The organism is Micromonospora sp. R311 (assembly GCF_056780015.1).
The window spans coordinates 154,556-173,904 of record NZ_JBSWCE010000002.1; the positions used below are offsets into that span (position 1 = coordinate 154,556).

General features: G+C 74.1%; 17 protein-coding genes and 2 tRNA genes. 7 read left to right on the plus strand and 12 right to left on the minus strand.

Annotated elements, in window-relative coordinates:
* Window positions 1-8: 8 nt before the first annotated feature.
* Window positions 9-1,136, minus strand: a complete 1,128-nt coding sequence (gene macS / locus AC1WTP_RS02105) for a MacS family sensor histidine kinase (RefSeq protein WP_481647540.1) — start codon at window positions 1,134-1,136, stop codon at window positions 9-11.
* 121 nt (window positions 1,137-1,257) lie between these two features.
* Between macS and AC1WTP_RS02110 the strand changes: the two genes are divergently transcribed.
* Complete coding sequence (locus AC1WTP_RS02110) at window positions 1,258-1,725, plus strand: ATP-binding protein (RefSeq protein ID WP_481647541.1); 468 nt, start codon at window positions 1,258-1,260, stop codon at window positions 1,723-1,725.
* Window positions 1,726-1,728: 3 nt separating this feature from the next.
* Here AC1WTP_RS02110 and AC1WTP_RS02115 read toward each other — a convergent pair whose 3' ends face one another.
* On the minus strand, window positions 1,729-2,667 hold the full coding sequence (locus AC1WTP_RS02115; protein ID WP_481647542.1) for a ribose-phosphate diphosphokinase: 939 nt from the start codon (window positions 2,665-2,667) through the stop codon (window positions 1,729-1,731).
* 94 nt (window positions 2,668-2,761) lie between these two features.
* Between AC1WTP_RS02115 and glpK the strand changes: the two genes are divergently transcribed.
* A complete protein-coding gene (gene glpK, locus AC1WTP_RS02120; protein WP_481647543.1) occupies window positions 2,762-4,246 on the plus strand; it encodes a glycerol kinase GlpK in 1,485 nt (494 codons plus the stop codon).
* Between the two features lie 7 nt (window positions 4,247-4,253).
* On the opposite strand, the gene AC1WTP_RS02125 is transcribed toward glpK, so the two are convergent.
* A complete protein-coding gene (locus tag AC1WTP_RS02125) occupies window positions 4,254-5,087 on the minus strand; it encodes a phosphoribosylaminoimidazolesuccinocarboxamide synthase (protein WP_481647544.1) in 834 nt (277 codons plus the stop codon).
* A gap of 163 nt (window positions 5,088-5,250) precedes the next feature.
* Between AC1WTP_RS02125 and AC1WTP_RS02130 the strand changes: the two genes are divergently transcribed.
* Complete coding sequence (locus tag AC1WTP_RS02130) at window positions 5,251-6,573, plus strand: ABC transporter substrate-binding protein (protein ID WP_481647545.1); 1,323 nt, start codon at window positions 5,251-5,253, stop codon at window positions 6,571-6,573.
* 44 nt (window positions 6,574-6,617) lie between these two features.
* Here AC1WTP_RS02130 and AC1WTP_RS02135 read toward each other — a convergent pair whose 3' ends face one another.
* The 7 genes from AC1WTP_RS02135 to AC1WTP_RS02165 form a co-directional block, all read right to left on the minus strand.
* Entirely contained in the window at window positions 6,618-6,866 is a 249-nt protein-coding gene (locus AC1WTP_RS02135; RefSeq protein WP_481647546.1) for a hypothetical protein, read from the minus strand.
* A gap of 123 nt (window positions 6,867-6,989) precedes the next feature.
* Window positions 6,990-7,063: transfer RNA gene (locus AC1WTP_RS02140), tRNA-Met, on the minus strand.
* A 194-nt stretch (window positions 7,064-7,257) separates the two neighbouring features.
* A tRNA-Met gene (locus AC1WTP_RS02145) sits at window positions 7,258-7,334 on the minus strand.
* Window positions 7,335-7,477: 143 nt separating this feature from the next.
* Window positions 7,478-8,395, minus strand: a complete 918-nt coding sequence (locus tag AC1WTP_RS02150) for a hypothetical protein (protein ID WP_481647547.1) — start codon at window positions 8,393-8,395, stop codon at window positions 7,478-7,480.
* The gene (locus AC1WTP_RS02155) at window positions 8,385-8,891 is read right to left on the minus strand and encodes a SigE family RNA polymerase sigma factor (RefSeq protein WP_481647548.1); all 507 of its coding nucleotides are present in this window, start codon (window positions 8,889-8,891) and stop codon (window positions 8,385-8,387) included. The genes AC1WTP_RS02150 and AC1WTP_RS02155 overlap by 11 nt, the downstream gene beginning before the upstream one ends.
* 169 nt (window positions 8,892-9,060) lie before the next feature.
* Complete coding sequence (locus AC1WTP_RS02160) at window positions 9,061-12,066, minus strand: UPF0182 family membrane protein (RefSeq protein WP_481647549.1); 3,006 nt, start codon at window positions 12,064-12,066, stop codon at window positions 9,061-9,063.
* A gap of 214 nt (window positions 12,067-12,280) precedes the next feature.
* The gene (locus tag AC1WTP_RS02165; RefSeq protein ID WP_481647550.1) at window positions 12,281-13,294 is read right to left on the minus strand and encodes a YlbL family protein; all 1,014 of its coding nucleotides are present in this window, start codon (window positions 13,292-13,294) and stop codon (window positions 12,281-12,283) included.
* A 182-nt stretch (window positions 13,295-13,476) separates the two neighbouring features.
* Between AC1WTP_RS02165 and AC1WTP_RS02170 the strand changes: the two genes are divergently transcribed.
* On the plus strand, window positions 13,477-14,703 hold the full coding sequence (locus AC1WTP_RS02170) for a zinc-dependent metalloprotease (protein WP_481647667.1): 1,227 nt from the start codon (window positions 13,477-13,479) through the stop codon (window positions 14,701-14,703).
* Between the two features lie 58 nt (window positions 14,704-14,761).
* Here AC1WTP_RS02170 and AC1WTP_RS02175 read toward each other — a convergent pair whose 3' ends face one another.
* Together AC1WTP_RS02175 and AC1WTP_RS02180 are read right to left on the minus strand one after the other, a co-directional pair.
* A complete protein-coding gene (locus AC1WTP_RS02175) occupies window positions 14,762-15,367 on the minus strand; it encodes a hypothetical protein (RefSeq protein WP_481647551.1) in 606 nt (201 codons plus the stop codon).
* Window positions 15,368-15,427: 60 nt separating this feature from the next.
* Entirely contained in the window at window positions 15,428-15,958 is a 531-nt protein-coding gene (locus tag AC1WTP_RS02180; protein ID WP_481647552.1) for a M48 metallopeptidase family protein, read from the minus strand.
* A 511-nt stretch (window positions 15,959-16,469) separates the two neighbouring features.
* On the opposite strand from AC1WTP_RS02180, the gene AC1WTP_RS02185 reads away from it, so the two are divergent.
* The 3 genes from AC1WTP_RS02185 (at window position 16,470) to AC1WTP_RS02195 (ending at window position 19,286) form a co-directional block, all read left to right on the plus strand.
* A complete protein-coding gene (locus tag AC1WTP_RS02185; RefSeq protein ID WP_165945332.1) occupies window positions 16,470-16,637 on the plus strand; it encodes a DUF5679 domain-containing protein in 168 nt (55 codons plus the stop codon).
* 196 nt (window positions 16,638-16,833) lie between these two features.
* A complete protein-coding gene (locus tag AC1WTP_RS02190) occupies window positions 16,834-17,883 on the plus strand; it encodes a hypothetical protein (RefSeq protein ID WP_481647553.1) in 1,050 nt (349 codons plus the stop codon).
* A gap of 56 nt (window positions 17,884-17,939) precedes the next feature.
* Window positions 17,940-19,286, plus strand: coding sequence for an ABC1 kinase family protein (locus AC1WTP_RS02195; protein WP_481647554.1), 1,347 nt, complete (start codon window positions 17,940-17,942; stop codon window positions 19,284-19,286).
* Window positions 19,287-19,349: the final 63 nt, after the last annotated feature.

Genomic DNA, 19,349 nt, shown 5'->3' on the forward strand with positions numbered 1-19,349 from the left:
CCTCGCGCTCACCGACGCGCCCGGGGCACGGTCAGCTCCACCTCGGTGCCGGCGCCCGGGGCCGAGGTGATCCGTACGGTGCCGCCGAGGTCGGCCAGGCGGCCCCGGATGGACCGGGCCACCCCGAGCCGCCCCTGCTCCGCCGCCTCTGCCAGCCGGCCGGCCGGGAACCCGGGCCCCTCGTCGCGGACCGACACCGTCACCGTGGTCCCCTCGTCCTCGACCAGCACCCAGGCCCGGCCGCCCGCGTGCCGCTCGACGTTGTCCAGCGCGGCGGCCGTGGCGGCAGCCACCTCACGGGCCACCGGCCCGGGCAGCGGCACCGGGGTGGCCGGCGCCGAGAGCGACACCGTCGCCGAGGCGTACCGGCCGAGCAGCGCGCGCAGATCCAGCGGACCGTCGTCGGTGGCGGCCGGGGCCGGGCCGGCCCCGGCGATGAGCGCCCGCAGCGCCGCCTCCTGCTCCCCGGCGAGCCGGGCCAACTCGCCGGCCTCGCCGTCCAGGTGCGCGCCGCGCCGCTGCACCAGGGCCAGCACCTGGAGCACCGAGTCGTGGATGTCCCGGGCCAGCCGCTCCCGTTCCCGGGTCGCGGCCTCCAGCTCGACCGCCCGGTGCAGCCGCTCCTCGGCGGTCACCGCGAGCCGGGCCACGTGCCCCACCACCACGCCGGCGAGCAGCATCAGGATCGCGCCGTTGAGCGCCGACGGGGTGACCATCCCCCGGGTCGCCAGGTCGGCGGCACCGAGGACCAGGGCGGCCACGACGCCCCGGCGCCGCCCCCCGGAGACCGCCCAGGCCAGCACCGGCCCGCCCAGCCAGGCCACGGCCAGGGTGGTCACCCCGGCGGCGAGCGCCGCGCGCCCGACCACCCAGGGAGTGACCAGCAGGATCCCGAGGACGACGCCGAGGTCGGCCAGGAGCAGCGGCCACCCCCGCCACCGCGGGCGGGCGTACCCGACCGCGGTGACCGCGGTCCAGGCCGCCATCACCAGGACCACCCCGGCCGCGGCGAGCGGGTGGGCGTACCGGTGCGCGTCGCGGAGCACCACCACGCAGACGTACGCGAGAGAGGCGACCCGGAACACCGCGACGGCCCGCCAGAGCGGGACCTCGAAACCACCGGGTGGGGACGGCACGGAGGCCACGATGCCACAGCGCCGCAGGCCGCCCGCGACCCCGGCTGATGCGCCCCGGGAAACCCTGACGTACGGTGGAAATGCCGCGAATAACTCCGAGCTGCGCTGTCGGGACGGGTCCATGCCGAACGTTGATCCCCCGGTACCGCGTACGGTTGTGCCCATCGAACCCTCCCTCCTGATCGCCGAAGCCTTCGACCAGGCTCAGGTGACCGAGCTACGGCACTCGGTCACCTCCTGCGCGCACGCCGCCGGGCTTTCCGGGCAGCGGCTGGACGACTTCGTGCTCGCGGTCAACGAGCTGATCACCAACGCGGTCCGGCACGGCGGCGGGCACGGCTCGCTGCGGCTGTGGCGCCAGCCCGGGCAACTGGTCTGCGAGGTCTCCGACCGCGGTCACGGGATCAGTGCCCGGCGGCTGGCGGACCGGAGCCGGCCCGCGCCGGACACCGCCGGCGGTTGGGGACTCTGGCTGGCCCGGGAACTCAGCGACAGCATGGAGGTCGAGACCGGCGCCGCCGGCACGACGGTACGGATCAGCGCGGCGGTCGGTGCCCACCAGCACGCCGGCCGCCACCGCCGCGACTGACCGTCAGCCGAAGAGGGCGCTGACCGACTCGCCGTTGTGGATCCGGCGCATCGCCTCGGCCAACGCCGGCGCCACCGAGAGCACCTTCAGCTTCGGCACCCGCTTCTCCGCCGGGATCGGCACCGTGTTGGTGCAGACGATCTCCAGCACCCCCTCCTGCGCGCCCAGCCGGTCGAGCGCCCCGCTGGAGAAGAGGCCGTGCGTGCAGGCCAGCCGGATCGAGCGCACCTTGAGCCCGCGCAGGTGCTCCATCAGCTCGACCACCGTGCTGCCCTTGGCGATCTCGTCGTCCAGCACGATCACGTCCCGGTCCGCCACGTCCCCGATCACCGCGCTGATCTTGACCCGGTCGTCGCTGAACCGCTGCTTCGCCCCGGCCGCCACCGGGGTGCCGAGCCGCCGGGCGAAGGCCGCCGCCTCCTTGGCGTTGCCCAGGTCCGGCGAGACGACCACGGTGTTGCCCAGGTCGTACCGGCTGAAGTGGGCGGCGAGTTCGCGCAGCGCGTGCAGGTGGTCGACGGGCACGCTGAAGAAGCCGTGCACCTGCGGGGAGTGCAGGGTCATCGCCAGCACCCGGTCGGCGCCGGCCGAGGTGAGCAGGTCGGCCACCAGCCGGCCGCCGATCGAGATCCGCGGCGCGTCCTTCTTGTCCGACCGGGCGTACGCGTAGTGCGGCAGCACCACGGTGATCCGGCCGGCCGAGGCGCCCCGGGCGGCGTCGATCATGAGCAGCAGTTCCACCAGGTGCTCCTGCACCGGCGGCACCAACGGCTGGATCAGGAAGACGTCCCGCTCCCGGCAGTTGGCCTGCAACTGCACTTCCAGGCAGTCGTTGGCGAACCGGGACACCCGCACCGGGTGCAGGGGGACACCGAGGTGGGCGCAGATCTCGGCGGCGAGTTGGGGATGGGCGGTTCCGCTGAACACGGCGATGTCACGCACGTCTGCACATCGTACGGATCATCACCGGCCCGGTGCCGACGGACGCGGCGGGCGCCGGGCGGCGGCCGGACGCCCGGCCGGGTACGGTGCTGCCGTGACCGGAGAGTACGTCGCCGCCATCGATCAGGGCACCACCTCCTCGCGGTGCATCGTCTTCGACCGGGCCGGGGAGATCGTCTCCGTGGCGCAGCGCGAGCACCGGCAGCTCTTCCCGCAGCCGGGCTGGGTGGAGCACGACGCCGAGGAGATCTGGGACAACGTCGAGCAGGTGGTCCGGGAGGCGCTGCAGGCCGCCGGCACCGACGCCGCCGGGCTGGCCGCGGTCGGGATCACCAACCAGCGGGAGACCACCGTGGTCTGGGACCGGGCCACCGGCCGCCCGGTGGCCAACGCGATCGTCTGGCAGGACACCCGCACCGGCCCGCTGCTGCGCGGGCTGGCGCAGGCCCACGGCGAGGAGCGGTTCCGGGCCCGCACCGGTTTGCCGCTGGCCACCTACTTCGCCGGCCCCAAGCTGCGCTGGCTGCTGGAGCACGTGGACGGGCTGCGCGAGCGCGCCGAGGCCGGCGAGGTGCTCTTCGGCACCATGGACAGCTGGCTGATCTGGAAGCTGACCGGCCGGCACGTCACCGACGTGACCAACGCCAGCCGCACCATGCTGATGGACCTGACCACCCTGGACTGGGACCCGGAGTTGCTCGACGCGATGGGCGTGCCGGCCGCCATGCTGCCGGAGATCCGCAGCTCCGCCGAGGTCTACGGGGAGGGCACCGGGGTGCTCGCCGGGGTGCCGGTGGCCAGCGCGCTCGGCGACCAGCAGGCGGCCCTGTTCGGGCAGACCTGCTTCCAGCCGGGCGAGGCCAAGTGCACCTACGGCACCGGCAGCTTCCTGCTGCTCAACACCGGCGCCAGCCCGGTCACGTCGGCGCACGGCCTGCTCACCACGGTCGCCTACCGGATCGACGGGCAACCCGCCGCGTACGCGCTGGAGGGGGCGATCGCGGTCACCGGCTCGCTGGTGCAGTGGCTGCGGGACAACCTCGGGCTGATCTCCACCGCCGCCCAGGTCGAGGAGCTGGCCGGCACGGTCGACGACAACGGCGGCTGCTACGTGGTCCCGGCCTTCTCCGGGCTGTTCGCCCCGCACTGGCGCAGCGACGCGCGCGGGGTGATCGCCGGGCTGACCGGCTACATCACCAAGGGGCACCTGGCCCGCGCGGCGCTGGAGGCCTCGGCCTGGCAGACCCGCGAGGTGGTGGACGCGATGAACGCCGACTCGGACGTGGCGCTGCGCCGGCTGCGGGTGGACGGCGGGATGACCGCCAACGGGCTGCTCATGCAGTTCCTCGCCGACGTGCTCGACGTGCCGGTGATCCGGTCCCGGATCACCGAGACCACCTGCCTCGGCGCCGCGTACGCGGCCGGCCTCGCGGTCGGCTTCTGGCCGGACCTGGCGACCCTGCGCGAGCAGTGGCGCTCGGACGCGGAGTGGGCCCCGGCGATGGACCCGGAGCACCGCGACCGCGAGCTGCGCAGCTGGCGCAAGGCGGTGCGGCGCACCCTCGACTGGGTGGAGTGAGCGCCGCTCAGTCCCAGCGGTTGCCGGTGAGCTTCTCGTAGACGTCGACGTAGCGGGCCCGGGTCGCCGCGACCACCTCGGCCGGCACCTCGGGGGCGGGGGCCTGCTTGTTCCAGCCGCTGGTGGTGGCCCAGTCCCGGACGTACTGCTTGTCGTAGGAGAACTGGACGCGCCCCGGCTGGTACGACTCGGCCGGCCAGAACCGGGACGAGTCGGAGGTGAGCAGCTCGTCGCCGATCATCAGCGTGCCGTCCGCCGCCCAGCCCAGCTCGATCTTGGTGTCGGCGACCAGGATGCCCCGGTCGGCGGCGAGTTCGGCGCCCCGCCGGTAGACGTCGAGGGTGATCTGCCGCAGCCGCTCCGCGGTCTCGGCGCCCACCTTGTCCACCACCTCGGCGAAGGTGATCGGCTCGTCGTGCTCCCCCACCGGCGCCTTGGTGGACGGGGTGAAGATCGGCTCGGGCAGGATCGACGCCTCGACCAGGCCACGCGGCAGCGGCACGCCGGAGACCGCGCCGCTGTGCTGGTACTCCTTCAGGCCACCGCCGGTCAGGTAGCCGCGGGCGACGCACTCCACCGGGACCATCTCCAGCCGCCGGCAACGGATCGCCCGGCCGGCGAACTCGGCCGGCACGTCGGTGGCGGAGATGACGTGGTTGGGCACCAGGTCGGAAAGCTGCTCGAACCACCACAGCGAGAGCGCGGTGAGCAGTCGGCCCTTGTCCGGGATCGGCGTCGGCAGCACCACGTCGTAGATGGAGATCCGGTCGGAGGCGACCAGGATCAGGTCGTCGCCGTCGGCGTAGACGTCCCGGACCTTGCCCGAGTGCAGAAGTTCCACGTGCCCTAGTACACCATGTGGCCTGCGTACGCCCGGTGGGCGGTGGCGCGGGCGGCAAGCCCACGTCCGGGCGGGTGGCGGTGTGGCCGGACAGGCCGTTGACACCCTCCGGCGCGCCTGCGTGAATGATCCGATCCGCCGCCCGATCCCCACAGGAGGCCCCGTGCCCGCCGCCCGCTCCCCGCTGCACCGCCCCGGCGCGGATCCGGGCCGACGCCGGGTGCTCGCCGCGCTGCTGGGCACCCCGGTCCTCGGGCTGACCGGGTGCACCGGGGAGCAGGCCACCCGGACCGAGGACGGGCCGGTCGAGCTGTCGGTCTTCTGGTGGGGCGACGCCACCCGGGCCGAGCGCACCGAACGGGCCCTGCGGCTCTACTCCGAGCGCAACCACCGGGTCACCTTCCGGATCACCTGGCAGGGCAGCGCCGGCTACTACGACCGGCTGGCCACCCAGGCCGCCGGCGGCAACGCGCCCGACCTGTTCCAGCTCGACGACAGCGTGCTGACCGAGTACGCGGAGCGCCAGATCGTCCTCGACCTCGGCGGGTACGTCGCCGACCGGCGGCTGGACCTGAGCGCCCTGCCCGTCGGCCTGGCCCGGTACGGCGAGGTGGCCGGGCGGACGGTCGGCGTGCCCGCCGCGCAGACCGCCGCCGCGCTGGTGTTCAACCGGGACCTGCTGCGCCGGCTGCGGGTGGCCGAGCCGCGCACCGGGATGACCTGGGCCCAGTACGTCGCCTGGGCACAACAGGTCACCCGGGCCGGCGGCGGGCGGGTCGCCGGCACCGTCGACGCGTCCGGCGACTACCGGGCGCTCTGGCTCTGGCTGCGCGCCCGGGGCGGCGAGCTCTACCGGGGCCGGCAGCTCGGCTTCGCCGCCGACACGCTGACCGAGTGGTTCGCGCTGTGGAAGCGGGCCCGCGCGGGCCGGGCCACGCCGAGCGCCGCCCTGGTCGAGCAGGCCGACAGTGACGAGCCGTCCCGGCAGCTCGTGGTCACCGGCGCCACCGCCGCCTCCTTCGCCTGGTCCCACCAGCTGCCCGAGCTGCAGCGGCTGAGCCGGGACCAGCTGGCCCTGGCGGCCTTCCCCGGGCCACCGGCCGCCCAGTGGGCCCGGGCGTCGATGTACTGGGCGGCCTTCCGGGGCACCCGGCACCCGGCGGCGGTGGTGGACGTGCTCAACTTCCTCACCACCAACGGCGAGGCCGGCGCGGTGCTCGGGCACGACCGCGGCCTCAGCCCCAGCCTGGCCGTCCGCCGCTACACCGAGGGCAGCCTCACCGACCCGGTGGAGCAGCGGGCCGCCGCCTTCGGCGCCGCCCTGGCCGGTGGGCTGGGGCCGGCGCCGAGCCCGCCCCCGGCGGGCCACCCCCGGGTCCGCGCGCTGCTGCTCGACGCCGCCGAGAGCGTCCGCTCCGGCCGGGCCGACGCCGGGGCCGCCACGTCCCGGTTCATGGCCCAGGCCAACGCCGCGCTGGCCGCCTGAGCCCCGGCGGTCCGGGGCCGGGGACGCGGACCCCTACGGATCCGTCAGCGCGGCGGGCCGCCGCGACGGTTGCGGGTCAGCCGGAACACCAGATAGACGATCACGGCGACGACCACCAGGCAGCAGAGCAGCCCGAGGAACCCGAAGCCGCCACCGCGCCGCCGTCGGGCGGCCTCCACCACCAGCTCACCGGTGCCGGTGGACGCCCAGGCCGCCACGGGCACGAAGACCGACAGCACCACCGCACCGAGGACCGCGCTCAGCCGGCCCCACCACTTGCCGTAAGAAGACATGCCCACATCCTCGCCGAGAACCGCAAGCCCGGCAGGCCGGTCGACCGGGAATCGCCGGGGCCGTTGCCGCCGGCACGGAAACGCCGAAGGGCCCCGGAGATCATCCGGGGCCCTTCGGGACAGTAGCGGGGACAGGATTTGAACCTGCGACCTCTGGGTTATGAGCCCAGCGAGCTACCGAGCTGCTCCACCCCGCGTCGGCTCACCTACTCTATCGCATCCCCGCCCGGATGATCAGCCGCCCCCGGATCCCACCGGCCCGGGCGGCACCGCGGGAGCGCCCACACGACTCTGCGGGCATCCGGCGCGAGCGGAGGTGACCGTGGCCGGACCCGACGGGGGGCCGGAACGCGGAACGGCCCCGAGGAATTCTCCTCGGGGCCGTTCCGGGTGGTAGCGGGGACAGGATTTGAACCTGCGACCTCTGGGTTATGAGCCCAGCGAGCTACCGAGCTGCTCCACCCCGCGTCGGTTCGTCAACCGTAGCGCACCACCCGGGGCTGCCGCAAAACGACCCGGCAGGCACCGACGCCAACCCCCGCTGACCTGGGACTTCGCCTCGACCCCGGCGGACCGGGCCGGCGACCGCGCCGGCCCGGTCCGTCGCCGGCTCAGCGCAGCCAGGCCTCGACGGCGTCGACCGCCCGGCGGCTGTCGGCGTCGACCTGGGACCGCTTGCTGGAGGTGTTCTCCCAGCCCTGCTCCCACAGCACGGTCACCACGTCGCCGACCCGGATCGCCCGGACCAGGCGGATCTCGTCGTCGCCGGTCGGATCGCCGTTGGTGTCCCGCACCGCCACCCGCATCTCGAACAGCACCGACTCGTCGCCGTAGCCGCTGTCCGGGAGCAGTCGCTGCCGGGAGGTCGCCGGCGTGCCGTTGCTCTGCCCCTCCCGCTCCGGGCAGTCGCGGACCGCCTGGCGCAGTTCCCGGAGGAAGTCGTCGGCCCGGCCGGACCGGTAGATGGTGATGGTGTGCGCGTAGCTGCCGTCCGGGACGTGCCCCTCGGGGGTGGCGGCCAGCTTGTAGGCGAGGTTGCGGCTGCGGCTCTGCACGACCGCGGCCTCGCTGGGGTAGCGGGCGTCGCAGAGCTCCGGCAGCGCCAGGGTGTCCCGGATGGCGGTTTCCAGGCCGGTGCGATTCGCCTTCGCCAGGGTGAAGAACGCCCGGTCGGGGATGGAGGTGGGCGGCTCGACCGCGCCGACCGAGGGGGTACCGCCCGGGCCGGCACCCGACGTCGCCGGTGGTGCCGACGGCGACGCCGACGGGGTCGGGGACGGGGCGGTCGCCGCCGCCGTCGGCGTCGGCGTCCCGGCGGGCTGCGGAACGGGCGCCGGGCCGGCGGAGAGGGTCATCCGGGCACCGGTCACCACGCCGCCGACCAGCACCGCCACCGCGAGCGCGGTGCCGGCGGCCCGGACCCGGGCCCGACGGTCGGCCCGGCGCCGGAGCACCTCGGGGAGCGCCAACCGCCCGCGGTCGGCGTCGTCGGCCAGCGAACGGTAGAGATCGGACAGTTCACGCGACATCGTTGGCCTCCAGCTCCGGGTAGTGGCCGGGCAGCAGCGCCGCCAGCCGGGAACGGCCCCGGGAGAGCCAGGACTTCACGGTGCCGGTCGGCACCTCCGTCTCCCGGGCGATCTCCTCCACCGACATGTCGAAGAGGTAGTGCAGGGCGAGGGCCTGCCGCTGGGCGGCCGGCAGCTGACGCAGCGCGCCCACCAGGAGCACGCTGTCCTCGTTGGGGGCGGGCACCGACGCCGGTGGTCCGGTGCGGCTGAGCACCACCCGTAGGCCGTGCAGGCGACGCCACCGGTCGGTGGCCAACCGGGCCACCACCAGGCGCAGCCAGGCCTCGGGCGCCGGATGGGTGACCAGCTTGCCCCACTGCCGCCAGGCCCGGGCGTACGCCTCCTGCACCAGGTCCTGCGCCTCGGTGTAGTCGCCGGCGACCGCGTAGCCGTACCTGAGCATCCGCCGGGAGGTACTGCGGTAGAACTCGTCAAAACTGTGCGCGTCTCTCATGTCCCGACCCCGCATCCCCCCGGTCCTCGCCGTGTTTGCAGACAGGACGGGGCAACGCGCCGGCAGGTTGCACGCCCCCGGTCGGGTATTCGGTCGGGTGGACGACACAGCCCCCGGCGCCGGGACCGGAGTCGGTCCGCGGGCCGGGGGCTGCGTCGTCGTACGCGGGTCAGCCGCCGCTCGGCGTGGGCGGCGGGCTGCCGGTCGGGCTCGCCGGCGCACTGCCGCCCGGCGTCGGGGTGGCCGCCGGCGAGGCCGCCTGCTGGGCCTGCTGGAACGCGGTCAGCGCCTCGTCGAGCGCCTTGAGCGCGCGGCCGTACCGCTCGAAGTCGCCGGACGCCTGCGCGGCCCGCACCTCGGTGATCGCGGCCTGGACCCGGTTGGCCGCCTCCGCCAGCTCGCCGGTGAGCGCCGGCGGGGTGGTCGGCGGCCCGGTCGGCGGCGGCGGGGTGCCGCCGGTGGGCGGCGGCGGGGCGCCCTGGGCGGCCCGCTTGCCCTGCTCGACGAGCTGCTTGATGCCGTCGGCGAGGTTGTCGGCCAGCACCACGTAGGAGCCGCCGTCGCCGTACGACAGCAGCACCTTCTGCAGCAGCGGGTACGCGTCCTGCTGGTTGCTCTTGACGTAGACCGGCTCGACGTAGAGCATCCCGTCGCCGAACGGCAGCGAGAGCAGGTTGCCGTACTGCACCTGGGCCTGGTTGGAGGAGAGCAGGTTCAGCTGTTGGCGGATGTTGGCGTTGTTGGTCATCTGCTGGTGCACCTGCACCGGGCCGGAGATCCGGGTCTGGTCCGGCAGCTCCAGCACCTCCAGCTGCGGCTGCCCGTCCACGTACGACCCGGAGATCAGCGCGGCCAGGTTCTGCCGGCCGTTCGGGGTGACCGCGGAGGTGAGCTGGAACCGCGGCGAGTCCTGCCCGGGGAACTGGGTGAACAGGTAGTACGGCGGCTGCTTCTGCCCGCTGTCCGGCGCGTCCGGCACGTTCGGCACCTGCCAGAAATCCTGCGCCGAGTAGAAGTCGCCCGGGTTGGTCACGTGGAACTTGGTGAGCAGGTTGCGCTGCACCTTGAACAGGTCGGCCGGGTAGCGGAAGTGCTCGGCCAGCTCCACCGGGATCTGCGCCTTGGGCAGCACCAGATCCCCGCCGAAGGCCTTGTTCCAGGCCTTGAGCACGGGGTCGGTCTCGTCGAACTCGTAGAGCCGGACGGTGCCGTCGTACGCGTCGACGGTGGCCTTGACCGAGTTGCGGATGTAGTTGACGTTCTCCCGGGCCAGCTGGAAGGTGCCCCGCCCGGTGAGCTCGTCGGTCGTCTCCTGCTGGAGGTTGACCCGCTCGGCGTACGGGTAGGTCGCGGCCGTGGTGTAGCCGTCCACGATCCACTGCACCCGGCCGTCGATCACCGCCGGATACGGGTCGCCGTCCACGGTGAGGAACGGGGCAACCTTCTCCACCCGGTCCCGCGGGTTGCGCACGTAGAGCAGCTTGGAGTTCTCGTTGACCGCCTCGGAGAGCAGGAAGTTCGACTCCTGCTCCTTGATCGCGTAGAGCAGCCGGCGGGTGAACGAGCCGATCTCGACGCCACCCTCACCGGTGTAGGTGTAGTAGGACTCCGGACCGTTGTCGCCACCGTCGCCGACCGGCCGGTCGAACTCGGCGGGGTTGGCGTCCGGGTCGGCCTTGCCGACGATCGCGTAGTCGCCGGCCTCCATCCGCTCGCCGTAGTAGATCCGCGGCTGGCTGGCCGGGATCTGCTCGGTCTGCGAGGCGCACGCCTCCTGCGACTTCTCGCCGAGGAAGCCGGAGACGAAGAACGGCTGGCCGCCGCAGACCACCTGGTTGGCCGGCGCGGCCACCAGCCCGTAGCCGTGGGTGTAGACGGTGTGCCGGTTGATCCAGTTGCTCTGCTGGTCGGTCAGCTCGCCGTAGTTGATCTCCCGGACGCCGACCACGTAGTCCTGAATCTTGCCGTTCACCCCGTACCGGTCGATGTCCAGCTTCGGGCCGAAGTCGTAGAAGCCGCGGACCTGCTGGAGCTGGGTGTAGGTCTCGCTGACCAGTTGCGGGTCGAGCAGCCGGACGTTCGGCACCACCGAGGTGTCGGTGGTCAGGCTCGGCGGCGGGGTGAGGTTGTTCGCCGCGTACGGGCTGGTCTTCGTGATCTCCAGCCCGAAGGCGGCGCGGGTGGCGTCGATGCTGCGCTGGATGTACGGCGCCTCCTTGTCCCGGGCGCTCGGCTTGACCTCGAAGGTCTGCACCGCCCAGGGGTAGATGCCACCGATCGCGACCGCGGAGACGCCGAGCAGGGCCAGCGAGATGCCCGGCCAGACCAGGTTCCGCATCCACGCGTTGGAGAACACGATGATCGCGATCGCCACCACGACGGAGATGTAGGCGAGGATCTCCTTGGCCGGCAGCAGCGCGTTGACGTCGGCGTAGCCGGCGCCGTAGACGTTGGCGCCGTCGTTGTACTCCAGCAGCATGGCCCGCCGGTCCAGCACGTACGCCATCGCCTTGAGCAGGACGAAGACCGCGACCAGCGTGCTCAGGTGGGCCCGGGCGGCGTTGGTCATCCGGTCGCCCACGCCCTGCAGCCGGACCCCGCCGAAGATGTAGTGCACGGCCAGCGCGCCGATCAGCGAGAGCACCACCGCGGTGAAGCCGACCCCGAGCAGGTAGCGCCAGAACGGCAGCTGGAAGACGTAGAAGCCGACGTCCACCCCGAACTCCGGGTCCTTGACGCCGAAGTCGCCGCCGTTGCGGAAGAGCAGCCACTGGTTCCACCGGCTCTGCGCGCTCAGCCCGGCGAAGAGGCCGACGACCGCGGCGACCACCGCGATCCACAGGCCGAGCCGGGGGCTCAGCAGCATCCGGTACCGCTCCAGGGTGGCCTGCTCGGGCGAGTGCGGACGCATCCGGGGGCGCAGCCGGTGGGCGAGCCAGAGGTTGCCGCCCACGACCACCGCCATGCCCAGCCCGACGGCGAGGAAGAGCAGCAACCGGGTGGCCAGCACGCCGGTGAAGATCTGGGTGTAACGGACCTCGTCGAACCACAGCCAGTCCGTCCACGCCTGAACACCCCACCCGAGCAGGGTGAAGAGCACGAACACCCCGACCAGGACGCCGATCGTGACGCGTCCGCGTCGGCTCATCCTCGGCAGGGGGCTGCTGCTACGCATGACCACTGTTGGCTCCGCACGCTCGATGTGATCGGCTCCGACCAGGCACCCAGAGTACGGGGTCTTCCTGAAGGTGTCGGGTCACGGTCGGGCGGCAGCCGCGCGCCGGCCACCGGGCGGCCGGTCGCCGGGGCCGCCGGGCGCGCCGGTTCCGCCGCCCGGCGAACGCGGACGACCCGCCGGACCGGCCGGTGCGCGGCCGATCGGTCAGCGGTCAGCAGCGGGTCGGCTGACCGCCCGCGCGCAGCGTCTCCAGCGCGGCGAGCGCCTCGTCGAGTGAACCCACCTTCACCAACGGCAGACCGGGCTGCGGGTTGCGGACGGCCTCCGCGCAGTTGTCCGCCGGCACCAGGAACGCCGTCGCGCCGGCCTGCTTGGCGCCGACCAGCTTCTGCGCGATGCCGCCGATCGGCCCGACCCGGCCCTCGTCGTCGATGGTCCCGGTGCCGGCGATGACCTTCCCGCCGGTCAGGTCCGCGGGCGTCAGCTTGTCCACGATGCCGAGGGCGAACATCAGGCCGGCGCTCGGCCCGCCGATGTCCTCCAGGTCGATCTTCACCGTGAACGGGTGCGGCTGCTGCTGCTCGATCTCGATCCCGATCCGGGGCCGGCCGTCCTGCTCGCGGCTGGTGACCGACGCGGTGGCCGCCGCGCCGCCCCGGGTGTAGCCGATCGTCAGCGTGCTCCCGGCCGGCTTCGCCCGGATCAGCTCGGTGAGCCGGGACGCCACCGGCACCGGCTGCCCGTCGACGGAGGTCACCACGTCGCCGGGCTTGAGCACCCCGGCCGACGGGCCGTCGGCGGCGACCGTCTTGACCACCACCTGCACCGGGAAGCCCAGTTCGCGCAGCGCCGCCGTCTCCGCGCTGGTCTGCGAGACCTTGAAGTCCTCGGCGTTGCGCTCCTCGACCTGCTGCTGGGTCTCCCCCGGCGGGTACACCAGCTCGCGCGGCACCACCGCCTCGTCGTCGGAGAACCAGCCGGCCAGCGCCGAGCGCAGCTTGACCGTGGGCTGGACGCCGACCGTGGTCAGCCGCAGCTGCCCGGCGGAGGTGGAGGTCTCCCGGCCGGTCACCTCGATGACGTCCTTGCCGTCCTCCTTGCCCAGCGTGTTCACGGTCGGCCCGGGGCCGAGCACCACGTAGGGAATCGGCGCGCCGAGCACGCCGATGCTGAGCAGGGTGGTGAGCAGAGCACCGAGCAGGACGGTCACGCCGCGACGCTTCATGCGGCAGAGCGTACCGACCGGGGTGGGGTGCTCCGGCGGGTGAACCGCGACTTCGCCCTCAGCGCAACGCCAGCGGGGGCGACCTGGGGCGCGGCGCGCGTACCGTAGACGTCGTGCCTGATATTCCGTTCGGATTCGCGCTCCCGGGTGGGCAACCACCAGACCCCAACGACCCCGCGCAGATGCAGCAGTTCATGTCGCAGTTGCAGCACCTGCTCTCCTCGTCGGGCAGCGGGCCGGTCAACTGGGACCTGGCCCGGCAGGTCGCCGCCAGCCAGCTCGCCGCGGCCGGCGACCCGGCGGTCTCGCCCTACGAGCGCAACGCGGTGGAGGAGGCGCTGCGGCTCGCCGACCTCTGGCTCGAGCCCGCCTCCGCGCTGCCCTCGGGCATCCAGACCTCGGTGGCCTGGAACCGCAACGAGTGGATCTACAAGACCCTGGACGTCTGGCGCAAGCTCTGCGACCCGGTGGCCAGCCGGATGGTCGGCGCGATGGGCGACCTGGTGCCGCCGGAGGCCCGCGCCCAGCTCGGCCCGATGCAGTCGATGGTGGCCACCCTCGGTGGCGCGCTCTTCGGCGGCCAGCTCGGTCAGGCGCTCGGTTCGCTCGCCGCCGAGGTGCTCTCCGCCGGCGACATCGGGCTGCCGCTCGGCCCGGCCGGCACGGCCGCGCTGATCCCGGCCAACATCCGGGCGTACGGCGAGGGCCTGGAGCTGCCCGAGGACGAGGTCCGTCTCTACGTGGCCCTGCGCGAGGCCGCCCACCAGCGGCTCTTCCAGCACGTGCCGTGGCTGCGCGGGCACGTGCTCAACGCCGTGGAGACGTACGCCGCCGGCATCCGGGTCAACCGGGAGGCGATCGAGGAGGCGATGGGGCGGGTCGACCCGACCGACCCGGAGTCGATGCAGGCGATCGCGCTGGAGGGCATCTTCACCCCGGAGGACAGCCCCGCGCAGAAGGCGTCGCTGGCCCGGCTGGAGACCGCGCTGGCCCTGGTCGAGGGCTGGGTCTGCCACGTGGTGGACAGCGCCGCCGGCGGCCGGCTGCCGAACGTGGTCCGGCTCGGCGAGGCGTTCCGCCGGCGCCGCGCCGCGGGTGGCCCGGCCGAGCAGACCTTCGCCGCGCTGGTCGGCCTGGAGCTGCGCCCGCGCCGGCTGCGCGAGGCGGCGGCGCTCTGGGCGGCGCTCACCGAGCACCGCGGGATCGCCGGCCGGGACGCCCTCTGGGGCCACCCCGACCTGCTCCCCTCGGACGACGACTTCGCCGACCCGGTGGCCTTCGCGATGTCCGAGTTCGATCTCAGCGAGCTGGAGAACTTCGACTTCACCGCCCCCGGCGGGCCGGAGGAGCAGGCGCCGGGCGGCCCCGAGCGGCGCACCGACGACACCGGGGGCGACGACAACCGCTGACCACCCCTGGTCGGGCCGGCGGACCCGCCGGCCCGGCCGGGGCCGCGGACGGGCGGGCTCAGCCGGGGCGGCCGGCGCCGGAGAGCAGCGCGCGGGTGGCCTCCCAGCCCTCCACCGCCGGGTCGAGCCGGGTCAGGTCGGCCGCGCCGCGCAACCGGTGCCAGCCGGGGGTCACCGCCAGGTCCCCGGGGCTCGGCGCCGCCGCGCGCACGGCCGCCGGTTGCGCGCGGTCCAGGTCCAGCGGCGGCAGCCACTCCGCTACGGGCAACCGGGCGGCCACGCCGAGCAGCCCGGGACCGCCCTCGGCCGGCGCGACCGCCACCGGCCGGCTGGTCAGCGGCCGGAGCAGCTTGCCGATGGTCAGCCCCGGCACGTCGGGGGCGTCCCCGGCCACCACGGCCGCCTGGTCAAATCCGTCGAGGGCGGCGAACACCGCGTTCGGCGTGGGTTCGGGCACCTCGTACACGGCCGTGCCCGGCCAGACCACCGCGTCGGCGAGCCACCGGTCGGCGGGGGTGACCGCGACCGCCGTCTGCACCTCGTTGAGCGTGGCGAGCAGGTCGACCACGTCCTCGGCGAGCGCGACCCGCCAGCCCGCCGGATCGATGCCCGGAGGCGCCCAGGTCACCGGGATGAGCAACGCCACCACCACACGTCCTGCCACGCCCCGACCCTACGCGGACGCGCCGGATCCCACGCCCGTGGCGCGGGCGGCCGGGGCCGGTCAGTCGGTCAGCGGGGTGCCGGAGGCGGCGGCGACGCCCTCCAGGTAGCCCCGGGCCCGCTCGGTCTTCGGGTAGCGGCTGACCAGCGCCCAGAACCGGGCGTTGTGGCTCGGCACGATGAGGTGGGCCAGCTCGTGCAGGAGCACGTAGTCGATGACCCAGTCGGGCATGTCCTGGACCCGGTGCGAGAGCCGGATGGTGCCGTCGGCCGGGGTGCAGGAGCCCCACCGGCCGTTCTGGTTGGTGACCCAGCGGACGCTCGCCGGGACGGCCTGCGCGCCGTGCTCGGCCAGGTAGAGCTTGATCAGCCGGGTGGCCCGGACGAGCAGCTCGTCGTCGGAGCGGGCCAGCCGCCCCTCCCGGGCGGCGAGCCGGGCGAGCATCCGGTCGACCCACTCGCTCTCCTCGGCCCGGGAGAACTGGTCGGGAATGAGGACGACCACCCGCTCGCCGTCGCGGTAGGCGGACACCGTGCGTCGCCGGCGCTGGCTGCGCCGTACCTCGACGACCGGCTTCCGCACCCCTGCCATCAGCGGGCCGCGCAGCCTCGGATTCCTGCCACGAAGGAAAGCTACTGCGTAGTGACCAGGGGTCCGCAAGAGTCAACCCCTCGACACGCGCCCGGAAAATGGGGATTGGTCGCCAGGAGTCCCGAAAAATTCTTAGCCGGACCCGCGCGGCGCACCGCCGTCACCCTTCGTGGCGGCCGGCGGGCCGCGTACGCCTCTCCCTCTCCACCGTAGGTGATCACCCGTCCGAGCGCCGCTCGGGGGGCCGGCGACGGCTTTCGGGACGGTTCGGTCGGCGTGTCCCCGCCAAACTGACTTATCCGACGTAATTCGCCATGCACACTCTCGACGTCGACTTCCTCACAGTGTCGATGCACAGCTGACATGGAACCGCCCAGACCTGGGTAGGGTCCGCGGACCAGCGGTCACGAGGGTGGCCGCGGAGAACGACCCAGCGCCGGCGCCCCGCGTGGCCCGCCGCCGGGAACCCCGCCGGCAGCCATTGGCCGGCGGACGAGACGAGGAGGGCACCGTGGCCGACCAGGCCCAGACCTACAACGGTTACTGCGTCAAGTGCAAGGAGAAGCGCGACTTCGAGGGACGCATCGAGGTCTCCAAGACCGGGATGAACATGGCCAAGGGCAAGTGTCCGGTGTGCGGCACAACAGTGAACCGCATCCTGGGCAAGGCGAAGGTCTGACCCGGCCCGGACGTGCGGGAGGGGTGGCCGTCGGCCACCCCTCCCGCTGTTTCCGGGCCGTACTGTCGGGTGACCGACACGGGTTACCCGCCGGTTGTGGATATCGCGGCAATTCCTGTGGACAGCCCTGGACAGGATGCCGCGCACCTGTGGACAACGATCGACGGACAGCAGGGGAACGGTCACGATCCGTCGCATGACCCGTCCTCCCCTGCCCCGGCCCACGCTGCTGCCCGGCCTCACCCGGCTCTGGCGCGACCGGCACACCCTCCAGCTCGGGATCGAACCCGGGCGGGCCGTCCTGCTCGAGGTCGCCGACCCGCGGACGGCCCGGCTGCTCGACCTGCTCGACGGCAGCCGCAGCGAACGCCGCGTCCTGGCGCACGCGGCCGGCGCCGACGTGCCGCCCGACGACGCCCGTACCCTGCTCGACGCGCTGCGGGCGGCGGGCCTGCTGCTGCCGGCGCACGCCCTGCTGCCCCGGGAGCTGGCCGGACCGGTCCGCTCCCGGCTCGCCGCCGAGGCCGGCGCGCTCGCCCTGGCCGCCGCCCGACTGCCCGGCACGCCCGCCCAGGTCCTGCGCCGCCGGCTGGCCGCCCGGGTGGTGGTCAGCGGGGCCGGGCGGCTCGGCGCCGCGGTGGCCGTCGCGCTGGCCCAGGCGGGGGTCGGGCACGTGCACCCGGACCTGGCCGGCACGGTCCGGCCGGCGGACCTGGTCGGCGCCGGCATCCCGGCCACCGAGGTGGGCCGTCCGCTGGCCGCGGCGGTCCGCGACGCCGTCGAGCGGGCCGCCCCGGGCACCCGCACCGGTCCGCTCCGGCGGGTCCGCGCCGACCTGGTGGTCCGGCTCGGCGCCGACCGGCCGGCCGCCCTGCTCGCCGCCCGGTACGCCCAGCGGCGGCAGCCGCACCTGCTGGTGGGGCTGCGGGAGGGCGTACCGGTGATCGGGCCGCTCGTCCGACCCCCGGTCGGGCCCTGCCTGAACTGCCTCGACCTGCACCGGACCGACCGTGACCCGGACTGGCCGGCGCTCGCCGCGCAGCTCGCGGCCGACGGCCCGGAGCAGTGCGCCGCCGCCACGCTGCTGGCCGCCGGCGGGTACGCGACCGCCGAGGCGCTGGCCCAGCTGGACGGCGGCACCCCGGAGACGCTGGGCTGCGCGGTGGAGGTGCCCGGGCCGGGCCGGTTCCGGCGCCGGGTCTGGCCCCCGCACCCCTCCTGTGGGTGTTCCCGCGGGCGGCGGTGAGCACCGAGGCCGGCGCAGAGCAGCAGCGGGCCCCTCGCGTCGGTAACAATGACCGGGTGACCGACATCCCGCGCCGGGCCGTGTCCCGGACCGCCAAGCTCGCCGCTCTGCCGCTCGGCTTCGCCGGTCGGACCGTCCTCGGCATGGGTAAGCGCGTCACCGGGCTCGCCTCCGACGTGATCTCCGCGGAGATCCAGCAGCGCACCGCCGAGCAGCTGTTCAGCGTGTTGGGCCAGCTCAAGGGCGGCGCGATGAAGTTCGGCCAGGCGCTGTCGGTCTTCGAGGCGGCGTTGCCCGAGGAGATCGCCGCCCCCTACCGGCAGGCGCTGACCAAGCTCCAGGAGGCCGCGCCGCCGCTGCCGGCGGCCAGCGTGCACAAGGTGCTCGCCGAGCAGCTCGGGCCGGACTGGCGGGACCGGTTCGTGGAGTTCAACGACACCCCCGCCGCCGCGGCCAGCATCGGCCAGGTGCACCGCGCGGTGTGGCGGGAGCCGGGGTACGGCCCCTCCGGCGCGCCGAACACCCGGGACGTCGCCGTCAAGATCCAGTACCCGGGCGCCGGCGACGCCCTGCTCGCCGACCTCAAGCAGCTGTCCCGGCTCGGCGGGATGTTCCGGGCGATCCAGCCAGGGCTGGACGTCAAACCGCTCCTGGTGGAGCTCCGGGAACGGATCACCGAGGAACTGGACTACGAGCTGGAGGCGGAGTCCCAGCGCGCCTTCGCGGCCGCGTACGCGGACGATCCGGAGATCTACATCCCGGCCGTGGTCTCCGCGGCGCCCCGGGTGCTGATCACCGAGTGGGTCGAGGGCACGCCGCTGGCCGACATCATCCGGGAGGGCACCGAGGAGCAGCGCGACGAGGCGGGCCGGCTGATGGCCATCCTGCACCTGTCCGCGCCGCAACGGGCCGGGCTGCTGCACGCCGACCCGCACCCGGGCAACTTCCGGCTGCTGGCCGACAGCCGGCTCGGCGTGATCGACTTCGGCGCGGTGGCGCGGATGCCGGAGGGCACGCCCGAGCCGATCGGTCGCATCGCCGCGCTGGCGCTGCGGGGCGACGCCGACGAGGTGGTGGCGGGCCTGCGGGCGGAGGGGTTCATCGGTTCCACCGAGGAGATCGACGCCCAGGCGGTGCTCGAGTTCCTCCGCCCGATGCTGGAGCCCATCGCCGCCGAGGAGTTCCGGTTCACCCGGGCCTGGCTGCGCGCCGAGGCGGCCCGGCTCGCCAGCCCCCGCTCCCCCGCCTACCAGCTCAGCCGGCAGCTCAACCTGCCCCCGTCATACCTGATGATCCACCGGGTGACGCTCGGCTCGATCGGCGTGCTCTGCCAGTTGGAGGCGAAGGCGCCCTACCGGGGCATCCTGGAGCGCTGGCTGCCGGGTTTCGCCCCGGTCGCCTGAGTCGGGGAAGACGCCGAGGGGGCGGGTGGCCGGACCGGCCACCCGCCCCCTCGTCGGTTGGGT

Coding starts and splice junctions, on each gene's coding strand:
- AC1WTP_RS02110 (WP_481647541.1), top strand. CDS start 1,258: ATGCCGAACGTTGATCCCCCGGTACCGCGTACGGTTGTGCCCATCGAA.
- AC1WTP_RS02135 (WP_481647546.1), bottom strand. CDS start 6,866: ATGTCTTCTTACGGCAAGTGGTGGGGCCGGCTGAGCGCGGTCCTCGGT.
- AC1WTP_RS02150 (WP_481647547.1), bottom strand. CDS start 8,395: ATGTCGCGTGAACTGTCCGATCTCTACCGTTCGCTGGCCGACGACGCC.
- AC1WTP_RS02155 (WP_481647548.1), bottom strand. CDS start 8,891: ATGAGAGACGCGCACAGTTTTGACGAGTTCTACCGCAGTACCTCCCGG.
- AC1WTP_RS02160 (WP_481647549.1), bottom strand. CDS start 12,066: ATGCGTAGCAGCAGCCCCCTGCCGAGGATGAGCCGACGCGGACGCGTC.
- AC1WTP_RS02165 (WP_481647550.1), bottom strand. CDS start 13,294: ATGAAGCGTCGCGGCGTGACCGTCCTGCTCGGTGCTCTGCTCACCACC.
- AC1WTP_RS02170 (WP_481647667.1), top strand. CDS start 13,477: ATGCAGCAGTTCATGTCGCAGTTGCAGCACCTGCTCTCCTCGTCGGGC.
- AC1WTP_RS02180 (WP_481647552.1), bottom strand. CDS start 15,958: ATGGCAGGGGTGCGGAAGCCGGTCGTCGAGGTACGGCGCAGCCAGCGC.
- AC1WTP_RS02190 (WP_481647553.1), top strand. CDS start 16,834: ATGACCCGTCCTCCCCTGCCCCGGCCCACGCTGCTGCCCGGCCTCACC.